This is a genomic window from Bacillus paramycoides, assembly GCF_001884235.1.
Classification (GTDB): Bacteria; Bacillota; Bacilli; order Bacillales; family Bacillaceae_G; genus Bacillus_A; species Bacillus_A paramycoides.
Genome location: NZ_MAOI01000066.1, coordinates 1 through 22,728, shown reverse-complemented (window position 1 = coordinate 22,728; position 22,728 = coordinate 1). Strand labels below are relative to the sequence as shown.

The following is a 22,728-nucleotide window of genomic DNA, read 5'->3' as shown; positions in this document are numbered from 1 at the left end:
TCATGTAGAAATGTTTTCAGCCTAGGACATTTCTTCTCTTTCCATGTGTATCTCATTTACTCTTCTCTATCAACGGTTATATTCATATGTAAATATAAAATTACTATACGTTTGTTGCGTAGGATTGTCAAGTGCTCTAAGAGCGTTCAATTTGCTTCTTTAGACGCTTTACATCTTGTAGTGAAATTCCGAACTCAGAAGCGAGTTCCATTGAAGTATTGTTTTGCTCTTTTGAAATAAAATCATGAAAATTCACGTTAAACAGTTGATTTGCACCATTTGTAACAGAATGTCCTTTTTCATTCATACGCATACGTATATCCCTCACATTCAATATGGATGTTTTACTTTTTATTGTTCCATATTGATGAGATAGTTATACATAACTGAAACAGCTATTGATTCCAAACAAACATTAGAATTCGATTAACAATAATAACAATAGCTAATCCACTCGCCAGTATAGGATGCTTCAAATGATACAATGCTGCAACGCCTAATCCAAAAACGGTAATCTCTAATAGAACGTGTAGAGTGCCATGAAGTTCCCACTCTGCATTGGGCGCCCCAAATAGCCCCCATATAACAGCCACAACAACCGGAAGAATTACAGAAAGCATAAGTTTTACAACCGGTATTTTTCCTATACGAAATCCCCAGTACCCAATAATCCCAAGAATGCATAACTCTAACATAAAGCGCAAAGCTATATTGAATTCTTGAATCATGATACACCTTCTTCTACTTTTATTCCCCTTCACAATCATCCTATGATAAATCAACAAAACATACAACAATGTATGAAAAAGAGAGGATTATATAATCCTCTCTTCTCGGGCAACACTATTTACTTTCTACAATTAAGGTCACCGGACCATCATTGATTAAAGAAACGTCCATCATTGCTCCGAACTTCCCTGTTTCGACATGCAATCCTTGTTTGCGAACTTCTTCATTAAAGAAATCGTATAAACGCTCTGCATAGTCAGGCTTCGCAGCATCCATAAAGTTTGGACGTCTTCCTTTACGGCAATCTCCGTATAATGTGAATTGCGAAATTGATAGAACTTGTCCTTCTACATCAAGTACTGAATGGTTCATCTTTCCGCTCTCATCTTCAAAAATACGTAGGTTTGCAATTTTTTCTGCAATATAAGTTGCATCTTTTTCTGTATCTTCATGCGTAATGCCAACTAGCAATGTTAGACCGAATGGAATTTGCCCTACAATCTCACCATCTACTGTGACAGACGCTTCCTTTGATCGTTGTAAAACAACTCTCATCTTCCTACACTCCCTATTAATGCATCATGCGTCGTACTGCATAAATTTCCGGAACACGTTTAATGCGCTCCACTACTTTTTTCAAGTGTTGTAAGTTACGAATCGAGATTGACATATTAATTGTCGCCATCTTATTACGGTCACTTCTACCAGAAACGGCTGAAATGTACGTTTTCGTCTCTGTAACAGCTTGCAATACTTCATTTAATAAACCACGGCGATCGTAACCTGAAATTTCAATATCAACGTTATACTCAATTTCTTTTTCAGGACTACCTTCCCACTCTACTTCTAATAAACGTTCTACAGCTTCTTCTGTATGAACATTTACACAATCACGACGGTGAATCGATACGCCTCGGCCTTTCGTAATATACCCAACGATATCATCGCCCGGAACTGGGTTACAGCATTTTGATAAACGAATTAATAAATTATCCGCACCACTTACTTTAACGCCAGAATCCCATTTTCGAATTTTCATCGGTTTACGAACTTCTTTAACTTCGACGATTTCTTCTTCTTCGCGTTGTTTGCGGAACTTGTCCGTTAGTCGCGTAACAATTTGTGATGCAGTGATGCCATTATATCCAACTGCCGCAAACATATCCTCTTCATTTGCAAAGTTGAATTTCTCAGCAACACGTTTTAAATTGTCAGGAGCTAATACTTCTTTCATCTCATACTCTAAGCCACGCACTTCTTTTTCAACAAGTTCACGGCCTTTTTCAATATTTTCGTCTCTACGTTGTTTCTTAAAGAATTGACGTATTTTATTTTTCGCATGAGATGTTTGAGCAAGTTTCACCCAATCTTGACTTGGGCCATACGAATGTTTCGATGTTAAAATTTCAATGATGTCACCCGTTTTTAATTTATAATCAAGTGTCACCATTTTCCCATTTACTTTTGCACCAATTGTTTTGTTTCCAATTTCCGAATGGACACGATATGCAAAATCAATCGGAACAGATCCAAGAGGTAATTCCATCACATCGCCTTTCGGTGTAAAGACGAATACCATGTCAGAGAATAAATCAATTTTTAATGACTCCATAAATTCTTCAGCATTAGAAGCTTCATTTTGCCATTCTAATATTTGACGGAACCATGTTAGTTTCTTCTCTAGTGTACCCGTTGTTTCTGCTGTTTTTCCTTCTTTATACGCCCAATGTGCCGCAATCCCGAATTCTGCAATTTCGTGCATTTCTTTCGTACGAATTTGCACTTCAAGTGGATCACCTTTCGGCCCAATTACAGTCGTATGAAGAGATTGATATAGATTTGCTTTCGGCATTGCAATATAATCTTTGAAACGACCTGGCATCGGCTTCCAGCACGTATGAATAATTCCAAGCACCGCATAACAATCTTTAATACTGTTTACAACGACGCGTACAGCTAGTAAATCATAAATTTCATTGAACTGTTTGTTTTGCAGTGCCATTTTACGATAAATACTGTAAATATGCTTTGGTCTTCCAGAAATCTCAGGTTGAATTGCAACTTCTTTTAATTTCTCACGAATACCAGTCATTACTTCATCTAAATATTCTTCACGCTCTGCACGTTTACGCTTCATTAAATTTACAATACGATAATATTGTTGCGGATTTAAATAGCGAAGTGACGTATCCTCTAGCTCCCATTTAATAGTACTAATTCCGAGTCTATGTGCTAAAGGCGCAAAGATTTCTAACGTTTCATTTGCAATGCGACGCTGCTTCTCTTGAGGCAAATGTTTCAATGTACGCATGTTATGAAGACGATCAGCTAGTTTAATTAAAATAACTCGAATATCTTGAGCCATTGCAATAAACATTTTGCGATGGTTTTCTGCTTGTTGCTGTTCATGGGATTTATATTTAATCTTTCCAAGCTTTGTAACACCATCGACAAGCATAGCGATTTCTTTATTAAATTCCCGTTCAATATCTTCTAATGTAATTTCTGTATCTTCCACTACATCATGCAAGAAACCTGCCGATACTGTAGATGGATCCATGTGTAAATCAACTAAAATACCTGCAACTTGAATTGGGTGAATAATATATGGTTCACCCGATTTTCTATATTGTTCGCTATGTGCATCACGCGCATATTCATAGGCACGTGCCACTAGCTCAATATCTTCATCCGCTAAATATTGACTTGCTTTCTCGAGTACCTGTTCAGCTGTTAGTACTTGCTCATTTGCCATCGAATCACCTTTTATTGAAAATTGACTTTATCTTTATTGAATAGAATAGAATAAATTATATTCTATCATTATAACCCAATGATTGTGAATTGTGAAAAGGAAAAGATTTTACTGACATTTCACCATATTTTTTGTGCAATTATACAAAAGTACCCGTTCCTCTCCAAGAGATTCACGGGTACTTTTTATCACCGTAGTTTCACCTATATAATGATTAGTATTTTTCTAATACTAATACATCGTAACCATCTAACATTTTACGACCATCTAAGTAAGTAAGCTCTACTAAGAATGCAATTCCTGCTACAACTCCGCCAAGTTCTTCAACTAGTTTAATTGTCGCTTCGATCGTTCCACCTGTAGCTAATAGGTCATCTGTAATTAATACACGTTGACCTGGCTTAATTGCATCTTTATGGATTGTTAAAACATCCGTTCCATATTCTTTACCGTAGTCAACTGTAATTACTTCACGTGGTAATTTCCCTAATTTACGAACTGGTGCGAAACCTACTTCTAATGCATAAGAAACTGGGCAACCGATAATAAAACCACGTGCTTCTGGTCCTACTACAACATCAATGTCTCTTTTTTTTGCATAAGCAACGATTTCATCTGTTGCTGCTTTGTATGCTTTTCCGTCGTTCATTAAAGGTGTAATGTCTTTGAACACAATACCTTCTTTCGGATAATCTGGTACAATTGCGATATGTTGCTTGAAATCCATATTTCTGAATCCTCCTCAGATATAAAAGGTTTGTAAATACAAATCCTTTACCATAACTGTTCTACTTATTTATGATTACGAATCGCTTCAAACCATGTATATAGTTGCTGATATGTGCTATAAACCAATTCTTTCTCTAATTGTAAGTGGTTCATTTTCTCACGATATGTGTTCGATTCAATTAAATCACGCTTTTGTTTTTTGTCTGCCATAAAAATGACACCGTCTTTTATTGTAACAAATTCTAACTCAAAAAACACCTGTGTCATGAAATTTACTGTATCTTTTGACCAACCTTTATGACGACACAATTGTTCCCCATATTGCCTTAAAGAAAATGGAGCTTTTTGGTTCAAGAAAGAATAGTACCATTTAAAGTGTTCCCTCGTTGGGACTGTACTAAATAAATGATTATTCTCTTGATAAAATAGTGTATAAATCCGGGCAGGGAATCCTGTCTTAAATAAATCACGTAATTCATCTGTTCCTTTCGGTAAATCAAGTAACACAATGTATTGATCATCTAAATGACTTACCTCTGATGCATGCACGAGCTGTTCTTTATAGTCTTCTAAAGCAAATTTATTCAATACCTCTTCAGAAAAATACACCATTATTATTTTTTCTTTCGGAAGTTCTGCTAAATTCGCTTCTACATTACGCATACTACGCCAGTCAAATAATTGCCATGCCTCTACAGCAATATCTTGCACCATTAATTGCGGCTTTTTAAAGTTATTCCATTCATTAATGGACGCTTCTCCTACTACAGAAACCTTCGCAACCGGAGAGATTTCTTTCGCATAAGCACCGAATCCAAATCCAATTGTGTCCAGTGTTGCTTGTCCATCACGAAGAGCCATTTTCAAATGAGATCCATCAGATCCGATTGCACGAATACTTTCTAAGTCAGCGTTTTTCACCGCAATACGTGGTTTCGGATTTCCTACGCCAAATGGCGCTAACTTTTGCATATCCTCAATCGCGGCAAGCGTTACATCCTCTACTTTACAAAATGCATCCACTGCTGTAATCGGAATAAAATCTTCTTCTGTTAAAATTACATCTGCTTGCTCATTTAATCGCCTTCTTAATTCATCCACATCATTCATATGAAGCGTCATTCCCGCCGCCATCGGATGGCCTCCGAAATGCGGTAACAGTTCACGGCAATCTGAAAGGTTTGCAAACAAATCAAACCCTGCAATACTACGAGCTGATCCCTTTGCTGTTTCTTTATGAGGATCAATACTTAATACAATCGTTGGACGATAAAAACGTTCAACTAACTTAGAAGCGACTATTCCAATTACCCCTGGATTCCAACCTTCTTTCGCAAGAACTAATACTTTATTTTCTTCTGGCGGGAATTTATTTTCGACTTCAGCGATAGCTTCTTCTGTAATTTGCTTTACAATATCTTTTCGAAGTTTGTTCAGCTCATCAATCTCTTCAGCTAGCTCTTTCGCTTCCTCTGGATCGTCCGATAATAAAAGGTGAACAGCAGGTGCTGCATCTTCTAAACGTCCAACGGCATTAATACGCGGCGCGAGCGAGAAGCCAATACTTTCTTCTGTAATTTCACTTTGCGAAACGTTAGCAACTTTAAATAACGCCTTTAAACCGATATTTCGCGTCATTCGCATATGCTTCAGTCCACGCTGTACTAGCAATCTATTTTCACCGTGAAGTGATACTAAATCGGCTACCGTACCGATTACTGCAATTTCCAACAAATGCTCCGGCACACGACCTAAAAGTGCATGTGCAACTTTAAATGCAACACCAACACCCGCTAAATAATGAAACGGATAAACACCGCCCTCTAATTTCGGATGAATAATCGCAAGTGCTTCTGGTAATTCTGGTGGTGGCTCATGGTGATCTGTAATAATAAGATCTATTCCAAGTTCCTTCGCTACCTTCGCTTCATGTACCGCTGCGATACCAGTATCAACAGTAATAATTAGCGAGAACCCTGCACTGTGCGCCCAACGGAATGCTTCTTCATTTGGCCCATAACCTTCAGTAAAACGATTTGGAATATAAAACTCAACATCTGCACCTAATTCTTGAAGAGCAAGATATAACACAGTCGTACTACTTACTCCGTCCGCATCATAATCACCAAATATTAATATTTGTTCTCCATTTTCAATAGCTTTTTTCACACGTTCTACAGTCCGATCCATCCCTTCAAGTAAAAATGGATCGTGAAATTCTTGATCTGCTGTATTTAAAAAATCTACAATCTTATCTTCTGTATCTAATCCTCTACCGAGGAATAACGAAACAACAAGAGGTGATAATTGCAATTTGCTTGCTAATTCACTCACTCGCTCTTCACTATATTCTTTTTCTTTCCAACGCGTCTTCGGTTGTAACACGAAATCACCCCTTAACCTATCCATTATACAAGACAGATTAAGGGGTGACAATATAACGCAAACAACGAGTGGATATCTACATAATCAAATATCTACTATACTCAATTTGGAGAATACGGATTAATATGTACAAAAACATTTTGTACGTTATCTTGTTTCATAAGTACTTCTTTTACATGTTTTCCAATGCGATGTCCTTCTTCTACAGTGATATAAGGATCTACAGATACTTTAATATCAACAATTACATAATGACCATGTTCCCTCGCATATAAAGATCCGATTTTTTTCACACCTTCCACTTGAAGAACTGCCTCTCTAAGCGGAACAACATCTTCTTCATGCAAAACATGATCGAGCGTCGCATGAATAGCTTCCGATCCAATATCCCACGCCATCTTCGCAACGAGAAGTGAAACAAATAATCCTGCAATAGGATCAGCATATACAAGCCAATCTATACCTAACTTACCGCCGATAATAGCTGCACAAATGCCGATTAAAGCTGCAATTGAAGAAAACACATCAGAACGATGCTCATATGCATTTGCGATAATTGCATCACTATTTATACGTTTTCCTAATCGGAATTTATACTGAAACATTCCTTCTTTTACTACAATCGAAAGAACGACAGCAAAAATCGTAATTCCTTTTGGTGGTTCTAATTCTTGCGAAAAAGCTTTTATAGACGAGATCGCTATCTCCAGTCCAACGATAAATAATAATACCGCAACAATAATCGCTGAAATCGATTCCGCTTTACCGTGACCGTACGGATGATCTTCATCAGGCGGTTGCTTCGCCGCTCGCAATCCAAAAAGTACAGCTAACGAGCCAATTACATCCGATCCAGAATGCACCGCATCCGCTAAAAGTGCCTTACTGTTTCCAATGTAACCAATTACCGCTTTTACAATCGCTAATATAATATTACCAACGATTCCGACAATAGCACCAAACTCGGCCTGTTTAAAACGTTCATCTTTTTCCATAATTAAAATCCCTTCTTTTCTTAACCTATCGTTTTATCCCGCTTTAACGGGCAGTAAGACTCCCACCTCAAAATCCGGCGAATACGAGGAAGTTAGGTGGGAGATCAACTGCCCGTAAAAGCCCGATTGGTGAAGGCTAATAATCAGTGGGGGGGATGACCCCCCACTGATTAAAGTTTCACTTTATTATAACAAAACTAAAGACCTCTCTACCACTTTATTCCATTTACTCTTTTTTAAAAGACGCTACATTATTGTATCCAGAAACGAAAAAAGAGATGCCCCTTAAAAGGACATCATCTTTATATATATTTTCATTTTTACACTTGCGGTTCAGTTACTGATTTTTCTACTTTTTTATTTCCTTTACCCTTTTTCAAACGACGGTTTTCAAGCATTAACCAAATTTGAGAAGCAACGAAAATAGAAGAGTACGTACCTACAACTAATCCAATTAATAACGCAAGTGAGAAGTTACGCAGTGATTCACTACCGAAAATAAGTAGTGCAATTACTGGGAACAACACTGTTAATACTGTATTAATTGAGCGACCAATTGTTTGACGAATACTTGCGTTTACGATTTCTTCTAAATCTTTTATATCACGAACTCGTTTTTTCTGTTTGTATAACTCACGGTTTCTATCGAACGTAACGATTGAGTCATTGATAGAATAACCGATAATTGTTAACACAGCAGCGATAAACGTTAAGTCTACCTCTATTTGGAAAAGACTAAATATAACAATCATAACGAATGCATCGTGTAATAATGCGATTACTGCAGATACTGCGTACGTAAGGCGGAAACGAATACTTACGTATAAAACGATTACTGCAGAAGCAATTAATACCGCGATAAATGCATTTCGTGCAATTTCTTTACCGATTGTCGGTGAAACTGTACTTATGTTTGGTTCTGTACCGTATTTATCATGGAAGAATGTTTTTGTTTTCGCAATTTCATCTTTTGATAGAACACCTAATGTACGAACTGCGAAACCTTTATTGTCATTTCCAGTCGGTACAATATTTTCTTCCTTCACATCAATCTTCAGTTCGTTTAAATCTTTATGAACGTCAGACACAGTAAGTGCTTGTTTTGATTGCAAGTCAATACGTGTACCACTTGCAAAGTCAATTCCAAGGTTCATTTTGAAGATCGGTAATATAATTGCCCCAGCAATTACAACTACAATTGAGAATAAGAAGAATTTATGACCGATATTTACGAAGTTAATACGATCAAATTTCGTCGGTGGATGTACTACACCCTTTGTTAATGGAATAATATCCTTTTCCCTAACACCGAAGTAAGATAGTTTTTTATCGAAGTAGCGACTCTTTACAAGTAAACCTAGTAAGAAACGAGTACCGAATACGTTCGTAATAAAACCAACTAAAATACTTACGATTAAACTTGTTGCGAATCCTTTTACAGAGCTATTACCATAAGCGAATAAAACACCAGCTGCTGCAAGCGTTGTAATATTCGCATCTAAAATTGTTGCTAATGAACGATGGTTACCAGCACGAAATGCTGACATCATTGACTTACCAATTTTCAGCTCTTCCTTTAACCTCTCGTACGTAATGATATTCGCATCAACTGCGATACCAACCCCGAGCACTAATGCCGCAATACCTGGCAACGTCAGAACTGCATGCATCCAGTTAAAGACAAGTAATGTAACGAAAATGTATAAGCCTAACATAATAACCGCTACAAGTCCTGGTAAACGGTAGAATACAAGCATAAATAAGAAAATAATAGCAATACCGATCGCACTAGCGAAAATCGTTTGCTCTAATGCTTGTTGACCAAATTTCGCTCCAACAGATGTTGAATACATTTCTTTTAAATCAACAGGAAGTGCACCAGCATTTAATAAAGATGAAAGTTGTTTTGCACTTTCAACTGTGAAGTTTCCACCTACGATAGATACTTCAGCTTGATTAAATACTTGGTTTACTGTTGCTGCTGATAAAAACTTCGGATTCGGTTTTGCAGATTCTGCTTTATATGAATCTTTTCCTTCTTCAAAATCAAGCCAAATTACCATTAAATTCGTTGGTGGTGGCATTTTCGAAATCTTTTCAGTTACTTCACGGAATTTTTCAGCGCTTTTTAGTGTAAGACCTACGCTCGCACGGCCTTGCTCATCAAATGTTTGTTTCGCTCCGCCGCCTTTTAAATCCGTCCCGTCCATAAGAAGATTGTCGTTCACATCACGGAATGTTAATTTCGCTTGCGTTGATAACATTTCACGCGCTTTTTGCTGATCTTGTACACCAGCAAGCTGCACACGAATTCGATCTTGCCCTTCGATTTGAATGTTCGGCTCACTTACACCGAGAACATTGACACGATTTTCAAGGGCACCTACTGTACTTACAAGTGCATTATGATCGATTTTATCACCTTTTTTGGCTGGTTTTACTTCATATAGAATTTCAAAACCACCGCGAAGGTCTAGTCCTAGACTAATTCCTTTTGCTATGTCTTTTCCTGCCGCACCAATTACTCCACCAATTAATAAAACGATGAGGAAAAAGGCAGCAATTCTTGTACCACGCTTTGCCATATGTACCCTCTTTCTGCTACTAACAGATTCCATACATCACTTGATTCACTTGCAATAAGCAAATCTCTATACCTATATGCTTGTCTAGTTAGTAGACTTCCTTTCTGTAAAATACATGTGTTTCTTGCTAGGTCATCACTAGCTGTGTCGGTAAGACCTACGTAATACCTACACTTTCATTATTTTTTCTCTTCACTACCTCCTTTATATATAATCTTAGACATAATTATTTCCTCTTTATCAATACCTATCATTATACTGCAAAAGGAAGAACAAACCAATTGCAGTCGGTTATTTATTTTCATATTCATCAAACGACCAAAGTGGCGCTTGATATGCTTCAACAGTTAAATAATTCATATATTCATTAGTACTTACTCTTAATACATCATTTACTAATTCATATAATCTAACATCACTGTCTATCTTTTTCCACTTTTTCACCTTGAGAAACTTCCAAATATCATTATCTGTCACTCGGTCGTAACCAAACATTTGAAACTCTTCTACTTTACTTTCTAAAACGACTTGTAACTGTCCGCGGTATGATTCTACCAAAGCCTCTTTATCCAACATATATAACATCTCCTTCTTATTTCAGCACGAAAAGTCGCTTTTAATCCCGCTCTAATGGACAGCAATAACTACTTTCAAGAGCATTATCATACTCCACTCTCTTAAATGCTTGTCATTCTTGTCTCATACGTGCATATAAATTATTGTAAATCATTCCATTGATTTTGAGAAGGTAGGAGAAGACCATGACGAAACAAAGCTTTTTAAAAGGTGCTTTTATTTTAATGATAGCTGGCTTTATTACAAAAATCCTTGGGTTTATTAACCGCATTGTAATGGCACGTATTTTAGGAGAAGAAGGCGTTGGCCTTTATATGATGGCTGTCCCCACCTTCATTTTAGCAATTACATTAACACAAATCGGCCTTCCTGTTGCGATTGCAAAATTTGTAGCAGAAGCGGAAGCAGTGAACGATAAACAAAGAGTTAAAAAAATATTAACTGTCTCGCTAGCAGTTACATCCGTTATTAGTATCGTTTTAACAATTGCGATTATGCTACTCACACCTATTTTAGCAAAAACATTATTAACAGATGAAAGAACATACTATCCATTAATGGCTATTTTACCTGTCGTCCCTGTTATTGCAGTTTCTTCTGTTTTACGTGGTTACTTCCAAGGGAAACAAAATATGAAACCGAGTGCTTATGCCCAAGTTTTAGAACAAGTGGTCCGCATTACAATTATCGCTGTATGCATTCGTTTATTTTTACCTTATGGCGTAGAATATGCTGCAGCCGGCGCCATGCTATCAGCTGTTCTTGGCGAAGTTGCATCTTTATTATTTTTACTTACTTTATTCCAACGCGAAAAACATTTATCTATACGCTCTGGATTTTTCACTACTGTAAAGGAGAGCAAAAATACATTTTATTCCCTTATGGACATTGCACTCCCAACTACAGGAAGCCGCTTGATCGGTTCCATTTCTTATTTCTTTGAACCTATCGTCGTTATGCAAAGCTTAGCGGTCGCCGGCGTTGCTGCTTCTGTCGCAACTCAGCAATACGGTATGTTAAACGGTTATGCGTTCCCGCTTCTATCACTGCCAGCCTTTATTACATACGCTCTTTCTACAGCACTCGTCCCATCAATTAGCGAGGCAATGGCAAAGAGACAACACAAATTAGTTGAACACCGATTACAACAAGCACTTCGAATTTCATTAATAACCGGCGGATGGTCAGTCGTTATATTATATGTATTTGCTTCTCCTGTTTTAACTCTCATGTACGGCTCAGACAACGCGACGGCGTTCATCCAGCTTCTTGCACCTTGCTTTTTATTTCATTATTTTCAAAGTCCCCTTACATCTGTGTTGCAAGCTTTAAACTTAGCACGCGCTGCTATGATGAACACATTTATTGGTGCTATCGTAAAATTAATCGTTATCTTTGTACTCGCTTCACGCCCAGAGTTCCAAATGATGGGGGTTGCTCTCGCCATCGCAGCAAATATCGTGACGGTAACATTCCTTCACTACGCCACTGTTTTAAAGAAAATTACATTTACCATTTATGCAAAAGACTATATTTTCGGCGGGATTGCTATCGGGATTGCTGGTACCTTCGGTTTTTATCTTCATAAGCATATCGTTTTTTCTCATTCACTTGGCGTACAAACATTATGGGAGATCACCTTAACAACAATCGTTTATATCGTTCTCCTTTTCGTTTTCAAACTCATCCGAAAAGAAGAATTAAGTCGGCTCCCTATCATTCGTAAACTTTCATTTTTGAAGTAAAGTGAAACTTTAATCAGTGGGGGCATCCCCCACTGATTATTAGCCCGCACCAATCGGGCTTACCATTCAAAATGGTAAGCCTCTAATTCTCTTTCAAATCAACAAAAAATTGTCCATTTTGAAAACTACAATATAAAATCTGTTTCACATCTTTATAACCTAAGTTATTCAATTTTTCAACGAGCCATTCATCTGTATGCTCAATCATTTGCAAATGATTGTATTGAATTTCTCCATCAATAATTAGTGGGAGTGTAAAAATTGGTGTATCATTTTTACTCTTTTTACTTTTTTGTTTTTGAAAGACAGATAACCTCCCAGTTGGTTCTAAAATAGCGTATTCTACATCACGTACATCTCCGACTCCTTGCTCCCGTAGTTGCATCATTAAATCATCTATGCTATACCGCTGCTTCCGCATCTTTTTTTCATCAATTTTACCTGCATTTACAAGAATAGCCGGCTCCCCTTCTATTAAATGCCGAAAACGTTGAAACTTTAATGAAATGACTGACAAAATGATTTGTATACACATAAGAAAAGTCATTGGAACTAATTGATGCCAAAGTGACTTATCTGTATTTTCAATTGCCACTACAGCCATTTCACCGAGCATAATGAATACAACTAAATCTAATACACTTAATTCTCCAATTTCACGTTTACCCATAAGACGAAAAATAATTAAAATGATTATATACAACAGCATTGTTCGTCCAATTATTGATACCCATTCCATTTCTACATCTCCTTTTTTACTTATAGGTTCCCCCACAAAAAAGAAACTAGTCTAACTTAAACAAAATGAAAATATGCTTGTATTAAAAAGGGGGAATGCATAATGGATGGAACGAAAAAATTATCAACTGCAATTGGCTTTGGTATTATCACCCTATTAATCCTCGCATCTATTACAAGTATGATTATGGCTCTTTTATTAAAATTCACTAATATTGGCGAAGAGACATTAGCGGTTACCATTTTTATACTAGCTCTTCTATCTACTCTCATATCCGGATTTGTAGCTGGTAAAAAGGCAAAAGGAAAAGGATGGTTAGTCGGCCTCACAACAGGACTCACATTCACTCTTCTCGTCTTTCTCGTTAACTATTTAGGCTTCTCTCAAACTTTATCGAACTCACAGTTACTCTACCAATTGGCATTAATGGGTGCGAGTACACTCGGAGGTATTTTCGGTGTAAATATGTCAAAACAAAATAATTAAAAAAGGCCCTGCACATTTCATGCAGGGCCTTCATCATTAGTTTTTCACAACTTCACGAATCGCATTACGATCGAAAGTTAAGTGTGAACCACCAGATTTAACAACAATTTTAGTTTCATCTACTGATTCAATTGTACCATGTAAGCCACCAATTGTTACGATAGCATCACCTTTTTTGATTTCATTTTGCATTTGAGCTACTGCTTTTTGACGCTTTTGCTGCGGGCGAATTAATAAGAAATAGAAAATCGCAAACATCGCAACAATCATAATGATATTCATCATACCTGGATTCATCTTTTGTTCCTCCTTTTAAATTATGTATTAGAAGTTTTTAGCATTCGGTTTATTAAAGCCATACTGTTCAAAGAACTCTTCGCGGAAATCGCCAAGACGGTCTTCACGAATAGCTTGTCTCACCTGCTCCATTAAGTTTAACAGAAAATGAAGGTTGTGATAAGACGTTAAACGAATTCCGAACGTTTCATCACATTTCATTAAGTGACGAATGTACGCACGAGAGTAATTTTTACATGTGTAGCAATCACAGTTAGGATCAAGCGGACCGAAATCTCTAGCAAATTTCGCGTTTTTCACAACTAAGCGACCTTCACTTGTCATACATGTACCATTTCGGGCAATACGAGTTGGAAGTACGCAGTCAAACATATCAATACCACGAATCGCACCATCAATTAATGAGTCAGGAGAACCTACTCCCATTAAGTAACGTGGCTTATTATCTGGAAGAAGTGGTGTTGTAAATTCAAGTACACGGTTCATAATATCTTTCGGCTCTCCAACAGATAAACCACCTACAGCGTAACCAGGGAAGTCCATTGAAACAAGATCTTTCGCACTTTGACGACGAAGTTCTTCAAACTCTCCGCCCTGTACAATACCAAATAAACCTTGGTCTTGTGGACGCTCATGCGCCTTTAGACAACGCTCTGCCCAACGGCTCGTACGCTCTACAGACTTTTTCATATATTCAAAAGTAGCTGGGAACGGTGGACACTCGTCAAATGCCATCATGATATCTGAACCTAATGCATTTTGAATTTCCATCGCCTTTTCTGGAGATAAGAATAATTTATCGCCATTTAAATGATTACGGAAATGAACACCTTCCTCTTCAATACGTCGGAAATCACTTAAACTAAATACTTGGAATCCACCTGAATCCGTTAAGATTGCACGATCCCAGTTCATAAACTTATGCAAGCCACCTGCTTCACGAATAATTTCGTGACCTGGGCGTAGCCATAAATGATACGTATTACTTAAAATAATACCAGAATCCATTGCTTTTAATTCTTCTGGTGACATCGTTTTAACTGTTGCAAGTGTACCAACTGGCATAAATGTTGGTGTATCAAATGAACCGTGTGGCGTATGCACACGTCCTAAACGCGCACCCGTTTGTTTACAAGTTTTAATAAATTCATAACGAATTGCTGTCATAATTTACTCCTTTTATTTGTTTCTCATTTTAGCGTGAGATGCAACGAACATCGCATCACCAAAGCTAAAGAAACGATATTTTTCTTTTACTGCTTCATTATATGCATGAAGTACATTATCTCTATTTGCAAATGCACTTACAAGCATAATTAATGTTGATTTCGGCAAATGGAAGTTTGTAATTAAACCATCAATTGCTTTAAATTCATATCCTGGGTACATAAAAATATCTGTCCATCCAGAAGCGGCACAAAGCTTACCATCATGATCTGTCGCAATCGTTTCTAATGTACGAGTTGATGTCGTACCTACTGTAATAATACGTCCACCATTCTCTTTCACACGGTTTAATAACGCAGCTGTCTCTTCAGACATATGATAATACTCTGCATGCATATGATGCTCTTCAATAGTATCTGCAGAAACTGGTCTAAATGTTCCAAGTCCTACATGGAGCGTAATAAATGCTAATTGAACGCCTTTTTGCTTCAATTTCTCGAGTAACTCTTCTGTAAAGTGAAGTCCAGCTGTCGGTGCTGCTGCTGAACCAATTTCCTTCGCATATACCGTTTGATAACGATCGCGATCTTCCAACGTCTCTTTAATATACGGAGGAAGTGGCATTTCTCCAAGTTCGTCTAAAATTTCATAAAAGATGCCGTCATATGAAAACTCAAGTTGACGCCCACCTTGATCTGCAGTTCCTGTGCAAGTTGCTTTTAACTTTCCTTCACCAAAAGAGATTACAGTACCTTCTTTTACACGCTTCGCTGGCTTGACAAGTGTTTCCCACTTATCGCCTTCCTCTTGTTTTAAAAGAAGCACTTCGATATGTGCACCTGTATCTTCTTTCACACCGTGCAAGCGAGCAGGCATAACTTTCGTTTCATTTAAAACTAAGCAATCCCCCTCATGTAAGTAAGAAAGAATGTCCGTAAAATGTTTATGCTCAATATCCCCTGTTTCACGGTCTAACACCATCAATCTTGATGTTTCACGCTCTTCAAGCGGGATTTGTGCAATAAGCTCTTCTGGTAAATGAAAATCAAACAGATTAATATCCATAACTATATCCACCTATTTCTTATTTGAATCGATTTATTATATACATAACAAAAGATAATACAATACTTAACACAATACATGTAATGATAGGAAAATAAAAGATAACGTTTCCTTTTTTCACAAAAATATCGCCTGGAAGCCTTCCAATAAACTTCCAAGCTAGACCAACAACAATGAGTAAAATACCAGCTGTAATAAGCAGCTTTGGCATCTCCGTCATACCTTTGGCATCTCCATTCCGAAATGTTCATATGCGAGTGGAGTTACGATTCGGCCTCTTGGCGTTCGTTGTAAAAAACCAATTTGTAATAAATACGGCTCATACACATCTTCAATCGTATGAGATTCTTCTCCAATCGTTGCCGAAACTGTTTCTAACCCAACTGGACCACCACGGAACTTTTCAATAATACCAAGCAGTAATTTATGGTCAATATGATCAAGTCCTAATTTATCTACTTGTAATAGCTCTAACGCCATTTGTGTAATTTCCATCGCAATCGTTCCGTCACTGCGAACTTGCGCGAAGTCACGTACACGTCGTAATAGACGATTCGCAATACGAGGTGTGCCACGGGCACGTCTTGCAATTTCTAGTGCTGCCAACGAATCAATCTCCACTTCAAATACTTCTGCTGTGCGTTCTACAATCGCAGAAAGCTGATCTACTGTATAATACTCTAATCGTGAAAGTACACCGAAACGGTCACGAAGTGGTGCTGATAATGCACCTGCACGCGTCGTTGCCCCAACTAGTGTAAATGGGGGTAAGTCTAGACGTACAGATCGAGCTGACGGTCCTTTCCCAATAACGATATCAAGGCAAAAGTCTTCCATCGCTGGGTATAACACTTCTTCAATAGATCTATGCAAACGATGAATTTCATCAATAAATAATACATCCCCAGGCTGAAGTGCTGTTAATACAGCCGCTAAATCTCCTGGTCTTTCAATTGCGGGACCTGACGTTGTTCGAATGTTAACACCCATTTCATTGGCAATAATATTCGCAAGCGTCGTTTTACCAAGTCCAGGTGGTCCATATAAAAGTACGTGATCTAACGTTTCTTCACGCATTTTCGCCGCTTCAATAAAAACTTCTAAATTATGTTTCGCTTTATCTTGGCCAATATACTGACGGAGCGTCTGTGGCCGTAATGAATATTCTAAATCTGCATCTTCATATACAGATTCCCCTGAAAGGAGACGTTCGTCCATTATACTCACCTCTTACCATTTAGTAAAAGACTAAGTGCCTTTTTAATATATTGATCCGTCGTTAGTGATTCTTTTAATAGTTCTGGTACAACGCGAGAAACTTCTCGTTCTGCATAACCGAGTGCACGCAGTGCTTCCAGCGCTTCATCAAGTTCAACTGATGAACCTTTCTTCTCATCAAAACTTTCGACATCTGAGAACAAATCAACAAACGCATCTGGTACAACATCTGCTAATTTCCCTTTTAAATCTAAAATCATTTGGCGCGCTGTTTTCTTTCCGACACCTGGGAATTTCACTAAAAACTTCTCATCTTCATGTTCAATTGCTTGAACGACCTGTCCTGTTTGACCAGAAGCTAAAATTGCAAGAGCGCCTTTCGGTCCAATGCCTGATACACCTAACAATTTTGTAAATAATAAACGCTCTTCACGTGTTTTAAATCCGTAAAGTGCCATAATATCTTCTCTCACATAATGATATGTATAGACACGAATTTCTTGCTTACTTCTTTGAAAGACATATGGATTTGGTGTGAAAATTTGATAACCAATTCCATTATGATCAATTACGACATATTCCGGTCCTACATACTCCACGTAACCTGTAACATATTCAAACAAAATACGATCTCTCCCTCTCAAATCATGTATTCCATTTTAACATATTTAACAATAGAAAAGCGAGGCTACCCCAACAAATGTTCTCTGTTTAAAATTTCCATTTTTTTCTATTGACATAAATACAGAAAGAACATTACTATACAATAGTCGATAATGATTATCAATATTAATTAAAGGGGTTACATCAGGATGAAAAAAAGGCTATTTATTTTATTTACTATCATGTTAGTTGTTCTTTCTATCGTTGGCTGCTCTTCTCAAAAAGATGAGTCAAAAGCGAAAGAACAACCGAAAACAAAAGTTGTCAAACATGCTAAAGGAGAAGCGACAATTCCAGTAAATCCAAAAAGAATTGTTGACTTATCTGGATCAACAGAAGAATTGTTACTTCTTGGACATAAACCTGTTGGTACAGCAAATACATATAAAGATAAAATCCAAAATCATTTAACAGAAAAGCTAGACGGAGTAAAAGCTGTTGGCTGGTATTGGGCACCTAAAGTTGATTTAGAAGCTGTTACTGCTTTAAAACCAGACTTAATTATTTTAAACAATCGTCAATTGAAAATTTATGATCAACTAGAAAAGGTGGCACCAACAGTTGTTCTAGAAACAAATCTAGAAGACTGGCGCGGTAAGTTTAAAGAAGTAGGTAAACTATTTGACGAAGAAAAAAAAGCTGATAAATGGATTACAGACTACGATAAAAAAGCAGACTCTTTATCTAAAAAAATTAAAGAAAAAACAAAAGACGAAAACTTTATGTTCGTTGCAGTAACACCACAAAACTTCCGTGTATACGGTAGCTTCGGATATGGTGACATCATCTTTAACGACTTAAAACTTCCAGCAACAAAAGGTACAGACTTAAAACAAACGATGGCACAAGTATCACTAGAAGGTCTCGTTGCATTCCAGCCTGATCAAATGTTCATTGTAAACTTCGGCGGCGAAGCTGATAAAGTGTATGAAGACTATAAAAACAGTGCAGTTTGGAAAGATAATAAAGCAGTGAAAAATAATCACGTATACGAAGTATCGAATGAAGTCTTCAATACGAAAGCATTTAATCCAATCGGAAAAGATATGCTAATTGATGAAATTGCTAAACAAATTTTAGATAAAAATAAATAAGAAAAGCAGCTCGCACCAGAGCTGCTTTTCTTACTTTCTCACTGCATACTGCTTCATTTTTTCAATGGTCTTCACAAAACCTTCTTTTGATTTTATACGAATGCCACGTTTTAATTTCGCACGCTCATAACTTTCAAGCTTTTTCATATCAATTTGAAAAAATGAGTGAATCGCGTTATCACTTTTCGGTACCCCTTTAAAAATTTGTAATATTCCTTCCTCTGAAACACCAAAATAACCACTTGTTTTCAATAAAGGTGAAATATCATCAATTTTCTTTTGTAATACGATTTGTACATCATCACGATCAACAAGTTGCCACTCTTTATATTGCTGCAAAAACTGCTCCAAATTCACTACTTTTTCCGTAAATATTTCCTCACTTACTTCTCCATCAACATACATACGCTCTAATAAAATTGTAACTTGAGGTTCTTTTTCTTTTACTTCTGGTACTGGCCCTTCCGCCCTCACACTCGTTTCATAAACTAAACAAAACACCATAACGAAAGCTTGCACTGCAATCAGTATCCATTTCATTTCCGTTCACCTCTTCTAGGCAAAATCATACTTTCATTTGTAGTTTTTCCGGAAATGGGGGTTTTATCCCTAATTCATAGAATACCCCTATTAAGAATTATAGAATTCAATTTTTTGTACACCTTTACACTATTTCCCCCTATTTAGAATCGCAGTGATTATGCGAAAGTAGTTTTTTATCTTTATTGGATTGTATTGTAGCAATGATAAGTGAGCCATTCATAGTAGAAGTATAGTGAAGTCCCATAAAGAAAAAAACGTTGTACCCAAAATTACCACTACATATTAATTCTTTTGAGAATATTCGTAAATACATTCCGAATATTTCGTCATTAAAACCAACAAAAAAGTGAAGTTTAGATTTCTCTAAACTTCACTTTATCTTTATAAAATATGAAAGACGCCTGCATAGCAGGCGTCTTGATGCGTTTACGGCGAGAGACCAGGCGACCACATTCGCGTGTTTAGCACTTAAGCATATCTCTCGTCTTACGTAAATTAGCTCATCGCTTTGCTAATATAACATTAATAAGATAGGAACGCAACATGTTTATAAAAATATTTCATTTCCTTTTTTACCTAAATAAAGTTTATGTAAATTATAAATTGATTAATGCAATATATATGTTACAATTAATACTATAAATATAAACAGGGGCTGAATGCTTTGAAAAAAATTAAAGATGAACGTCTCATTCTTCAAACATTAAAAAACATACGTATTGCCTTTCTCTTTCAATCAATTGGTATAATCGGAATTTTAGGCTATATCGGATTCACTGAAGGAATGGATCAAATTACGAAATCTCCATTATGGTTATTATTTATTCTTACAAGTATTTTACTTAGCTATTTACAATTAAGTATTTCAATCGATGTAGAAGAAAGCGAAAAGGAAATAAAGTTAACTCCTTATTACAAACTTGTCCTACGCTCCCTTATTGTAGGGATTATTATGGCTATTATTTATATCATTTTCAGTCCAGAGAGACCTCTGTTTGAAGCTATCCTTACAGGTAGTATCCTCTTCGTATGCTTTTTAACTTCTTATTCCGTTAGTTATCTTATTAAAAAACGTCGTTTACAAGACAAAGATGAATAAAGAGGAAGGGATTCCCCTTCCTCTTTATTGTTATCGTACTGTACCAGTTAAACCGTAACGAATGTCTCGGAACATATTTGTTATGTCACGATTAAAATCGTTTGTAACTGTACCATTACGTAGACGCGTACTCATTGCATCAACACGAGTAAACATGTCGTTTCTTACAGAGACGTACACGTTTCTATTTCCAGCTTCACTCGCAACAGCTTGACGAATTTCGTTTGCCATCGCTGTTTCATCTGTCGCTGTATTACGTGGTTTTACCGCAATCGCTACATCGTTTCCATATACAACTGTAGAAACTCGATCTACGTTATTCATACGTTTCACACGATTCGTAATTTTTTCTGCAGTTTTACCATCATTGTTAATGTATGAATTGTTCATTGTAATATTACGTGTTGGGTGCGGATTAGCAATTTGTCCATTGTAATTTACATCACGGTAATAATTATATCCAGTACCGTTACGATAATCATACACATTGTCTGTTGCTCTGTTTCCATTTCGGTATGTTACATAATCTGTATAACGATCGTTACGCGTTACATTAGTACGATTTGGATGTGTATCATTATAAGATGTACGCTCGTAATTATAATTACGCCCGTCCATCGCAGTTTTCTCTTTAGGTGTACCACATGCAGCTAACGCACTGGTAACTAACAAAGAAGCAGCAATAATTTTAACTTTCGTATTCAATACAAAAACCCCCCTTGTTAGAATGCACTTCTCTTTTCGAAAAGCTCCCTCTTATGATGAGTAACAGAGAGGTTTTTTACACTGTTAATATTTCACTAGGAATTTTCTAGCACTTGATGTAAATCTCACGTTTTCTTAACTACCACAAATACAAAAAAGGCGGGAATAATCCCACCTTTTTTAAACTTCCTCTTCGTCCTCTTCTTCTGAAACTGGTTCTCCAAATACATTTGGTGGATCCGGCTGATAATACATCGTTCCCGGCTGTGGTGCATATGCAGGCTGAGTCGGTTGATAATATAAAGGATTGGCGTATTGTGGTCCACCTGGTTGCGGACTATATAACCGACTTTCTCCTCCGCATCCACAATCTTCCTCACCTTGCACGAGTGGTGGCATATTATTATCCATTGGCATCATATTCGGATTTGGCATAGAAGTATATTGTGGTGATACCTGTGCACCTTGTTGATATGGCATATTATAGTATGGGTTTTGTTGTTGATAATGCGGATATGGCGGCATCATTGGCATTTGATTTGGCATCATATTCGGCATTTGATTGTTATCCATTATTGGCATCATATTCGGCATTTGATTGTTATCCATTATTGGCATCATGTTCGGCATTTGGTTGTTATCCATTATCGGCATTATGTTTGGCATTTGATTGTTATCCATTATTGGCATTATGTTTGGCATTTGGTTGTTATCCATTATCGGCATTATGTTTGGCATTTGATTGTTATCCATTATCGGCATTATGTTTGGCATTTGATTATTATCCATTATCGGCATTATGTTTGGCATTTGATTATTATCCATTATCGGCATTATGTTTGGCATTTGATTGTTATCCGCTATTGGCATTATGTTTGGCATTTGGTTGTTATCCATTATCGGCATTATGTTTGGTGGTTGATTGTTATCCAGCATCGGCATTATATTTGGCACTTGAATATTTGGCGGTATTACTTGCGGAATAACAACATTTTCCTTTGATACGTTTGGTAATACTATGTTTCCTACATTTTCTTTCTTCACTTGCGGTGATACTATATTTCCTACATTTTCTTTCTTCACTTGCGGCGATACTATACTTCCTACATTTTCTTTCTTCACTTGCGGTGATACTATGTTTCCTACATTTTCC

At 36.9% G+C, this 22,728-nt stretch carries 21 protein-coding genes, 3 pseudogenes and 1 other annotated feature (1 of these 25 only partly in view); of the genes and pseudogenes, 4 read left to right on the top strand and 20 right to left on the bottom strand.

The genetic code is table 11. From position 1 onward, the window contains the following. Positions 1 to 82, bottom strand: a binding site (T-box leader); it reaches 149 nt to the left of the window's first position. Between the two features lie 54 nt (positions 83 to 136). The 9 genes from BAU28_RS30390 to BAU28_RS10725 form a co-directional block, all read right to left on the bottom strand. Beyond that, the gene (locus BAU28_RS30390) at positions 137 to 313 is read right to left on the bottom strand and encodes a hypothetical protein (RefSeq protein ID WP_001242605.1); all 177 of its coding nucleotides are present in this window, start codon (positions 311 to 313) and stop codon (positions 137 to 139) included. A gap of 82 nt (positions 314 to 395) precedes the next feature. Next, complete coding sequence (locus tag BAU28_RS10760) at positions 396 to 728, bottom strand: YrdB family protein (RefSeq protein WP_071718557.1); 333 nt, start codon at positions 726 to 728, stop codon at positions 396 to 398. Between the two features lie 115 nt (positions 729 to 843). Continuing rightward, positions 844 to 1,284 carry a D-tyrosyl-tRNA(Tyr) deacylase gene (locus BAU28_RS10755; protein WP_001266956.1) on the bottom strand — a complete coding sequence of 147 codons (441 nt, stop codon included), beginning with the start codon at positions 1,282 to 1,284 and terminating at the stop codon, positions 844 to 846. 16 nt (positions 1,285 to 1,300) lie between these two features. Continuing rightward, positions 1,301 to 3,484: a GTP diphosphokinase gene (gene relA, locus BAU28_RS10750; protein ID WP_071718556.1), complete on the bottom strand. Its 2,184-nt coding sequence runs from the start codon at positions 3,482 to 3,484 to the stop codon at positions 1,301 to 1,303. Positions 3,485 to 3,698: 214 nt separating this feature from the next. Next, a complete protein-coding gene (locus BAU28_RS10745) occupies positions 3,699 to 4,211 on the bottom strand; it encodes an adenine phosphoribosyltransferase (RefSeq protein ID WP_002173582.1) in 513 nt (170 codons plus the stop codon). Between the two features lie 65 nt (positions 4,212 to 4,276). After that, positions 4,277 to 6,598: a single-stranded-DNA-specific exonuclease RecJ gene (gene recJ, locus BAU28_RS10740; protein WP_071718555.1), complete on the bottom strand. Its 2,322-nt coding sequence runs from the start codon at positions 6,596 to 6,598 to the stop codon at positions 4,277 to 4,279. Positions 6,599 to 6,699: 101 nt separating this feature from the next. Continuing rightward, positions 6,700 to 7,593, bottom strand: coding sequence for a cation diffusion facilitator family transporter (locus BAU28_RS10735; RefSeq protein WP_071718554.1), 894 nt, complete (start codon positions 7,591 to 7,593; stop codon positions 6,700 to 6,702). A gap of 320 nt (positions 7,594 to 7,913) precedes the next feature. Next, positions 7,914 to 10,178, bottom strand: coding sequence for a protein translocase subunit SecDF (gene secDF, locus BAU28_RS10730; protein ID WP_071718553.1), 2,265 nt, complete (start codon positions 10,176 to 10,178; stop codon positions 7,914 to 7,916). A 291-nt stretch (positions 10,179 to 10,469) separates the two neighbouring features. Further along, complete coding sequence (locus BAU28_RS10725; RefSeq protein WP_002173586.1) at positions 10,470 to 10,754, bottom strand: post-transcriptional regulator; 285 nt, start codon at positions 10,752 to 10,754, stop codon at positions 10,470 to 10,472. 185 nt (positions 10,755 to 10,939) lie between these two features. Between BAU28_RS10725 and spoVB the strand changes: the two genes are divergently transcribed. Next, the gene (gene spoVB, locus BAU28_RS10720) at positions 10,940 to 12,499 is read left to right on the top strand and encodes a stage V sporulation protein B (RefSeq protein WP_071718552.1); all 1,560 of its coding nucleotides are present in this window, start codon (positions 10,940 to 10,942) and stop codon (positions 12,497 to 12,499) included. An 82-nt stretch (positions 12,500 to 12,581) separates the two neighbouring features. Here spoVB and BAU28_RS10715 read toward each other — a convergent pair whose 3' ends face one another. Next, positions 12,582 to 13,238, bottom strand: coding sequence for a DUF421 domain-containing protein (locus BAU28_RS10715; RefSeq protein WP_071718551.1), 657 nt, complete (start codon positions 13,236 to 13,238; stop codon positions 12,582 to 12,584). A gap of 102 nt (positions 13,239 to 13,340) precedes the next feature. Here BAU28_RS10715 and BAU28_RS10710 point away from each other — a divergent pair, with 102 nt between their 5' ends. After that, positions 13,341 to 13,724: a TIGR04086 family membrane protein gene (locus tag BAU28_RS10710; protein WP_048372353.1), complete on the top strand. Its 384-nt coding sequence runs from the start codon at positions 13,341 to 13,343 to the stop codon at positions 13,722 to 13,724. 36 nt (positions 13,725 to 13,760) lie between these two features. Here the strand turns inward: BAU28_RS10710 and yajC are convergent, their stop codons facing one another. From yajC to ruvA, 6 genes are read right to left on the bottom strand one after another with little or no spacing between them, the layout of a single operon-like run. Then, positions 13,761 to 14,021, bottom strand: coding sequence for a preprotein translocase subunit YajC (yajC, locus tag BAU28_RS10705; protein WP_002173590.1), 261 nt, complete (start codon positions 14,019 to 14,021; stop codon positions 13,761 to 13,763). Positions 14,022 to 14,048: 27 nt separating this feature from the next. Continuing rightward, positions 14,049 to 15,188: a tRNA guanosine(34) transglycosylase Tgt gene (gene tgt, locus BAU28_RS10700; protein WP_000125362.1), complete on the bottom strand. Its 1,140-nt coding sequence runs from the start codon at positions 15,186 to 15,188 to the stop codon at positions 14,049 to 14,051. 12 nt (positions 15,189 to 15,200) lie between these two features. Further along, positions 15,201 to 16,253: a tRNA preQ1(34) S-adenosylmethionine ribosyltransferase-isomerase QueA gene (gene queA, locus BAU28_RS10695; protein ID WP_002173591.1), complete on the bottom strand. Its 1,053-nt coding sequence runs from the start codon at positions 16,251 to 16,253 to the stop codon at positions 15,201 to 15,203. Positions 16,254 to 16,272: 19 nt separating this feature from the next. After that, a complete protein-coding gene (locus BAU28_RS10690; protein ID WP_071718550.1) occupies positions 16,273 to 16,473 on the bottom strand; it encodes a DUF2905 domain-containing protein in 201 nt (66 codons plus the stop codon). Next, positions 16,470 to 17,471, bottom strand: coding sequence for a Holliday junction branch migration DNA helicase RuvB (gene ruvB / locus BAU28_RS10685; RefSeq protein ID WP_025151209.1), 1,002 nt, complete (start codon positions 17,469 to 17,471; stop codon positions 16,470 to 16,472). Before ruvB ends, BAU28_RS10690 begins: the two co-directional genes overlap by 4 nt. Positions 17,472 to 17,476: 5 nt before the next feature. After that, positions 17,477 to 18,094: a Holliday junction DNA helicase RuvA gene (gene ruvA, locus BAU28_RS10680; RefSeq protein WP_000464514.1), complete on the bottom strand. Its 618-nt coding sequence runs from the start codon at positions 18,092 to 18,094 to the stop codon at positions 17,477 to 17,479. Between the two features lie 189 nt (positions 18,095 to 18,283). On the opposite strand from ruvA, the gene BAU28_RS10675 reads away from it, so the two are divergent. Further along, on the top strand, positions 18,284 to 19,228 hold the full coding sequence (locus tag BAU28_RS10675) for an iron-hydroxamate ABC transporter substrate-binding protein (protein WP_002173594.1): 945 nt from the start codon (positions 18,284 to 18,286) through the stop codon (positions 19,226 to 19,228). A gap of 14 nt (positions 19,229 to 19,242) precedes the next feature. On the opposite strand, the pseudogene BAU28_RS10670 reads toward BAU28_RS10675, so the two are convergent. Both BAU28_RS10670 and BAU28_RS29810 read right to left on the bottom strand, forming a co-directional pair. After that, positions 19,243 to 19,768, bottom strand: a pseudogene (locus tag BAU28_RS10670) (BofC C-terminal domain-containing protein); the annotation flags it as partial. Between the two features lie 193 nt (positions 19,769 to 19,961). Beyond that, positions 19,962 to 20,048: pseudogene (locus tag BAU28_RS29810) on the bottom strand (DMT family transporter); the annotation flags it as partial. A gap of 387 nt (positions 20,049 to 20,435) precedes the next feature. On the opposite strand from BAU28_RS29810, the gene BAU28_RS10665 reads away from it, so the two are divergent. Next, positions 20,436 to 20,870, top strand: a complete 435-nt coding sequence (locus BAU28_RS10665) for a branched-chain amino acid ABC transporter substrate-binding protein (protein WP_071718549.1) — start codon at positions 20,436 to 20,438, stop codon at positions 20,868 to 20,870. A 30-nt stretch (positions 20,871 to 20,900) separates the two neighbouring features. Here BAU28_RS10665 and BAU28_RS10660 read toward each other — a convergent pair whose 3' ends face one another. Together BAU28_RS10660 and exsA are read right to left on the bottom strand one after the other, a co-directional pair. Beyond that, a complete protein-coding gene (locus BAU28_RS10660) occupies positions 20,901 to 21,575 on the bottom strand; it encodes a YhcN/YlaJ family sporulation lipoprotein (protein WP_071718548.1) in 675 nt (224 codons plus the stop codon). A gap of 180 nt (positions 21,576 to 21,755) precedes the next feature. Continuing rightward, positions 21,756 to 22,728, bottom strand: a pseudogene (exsA, locus tag BAU28_RS10655) (spore coat assembly protein ExsA); the annotation flags it as partial.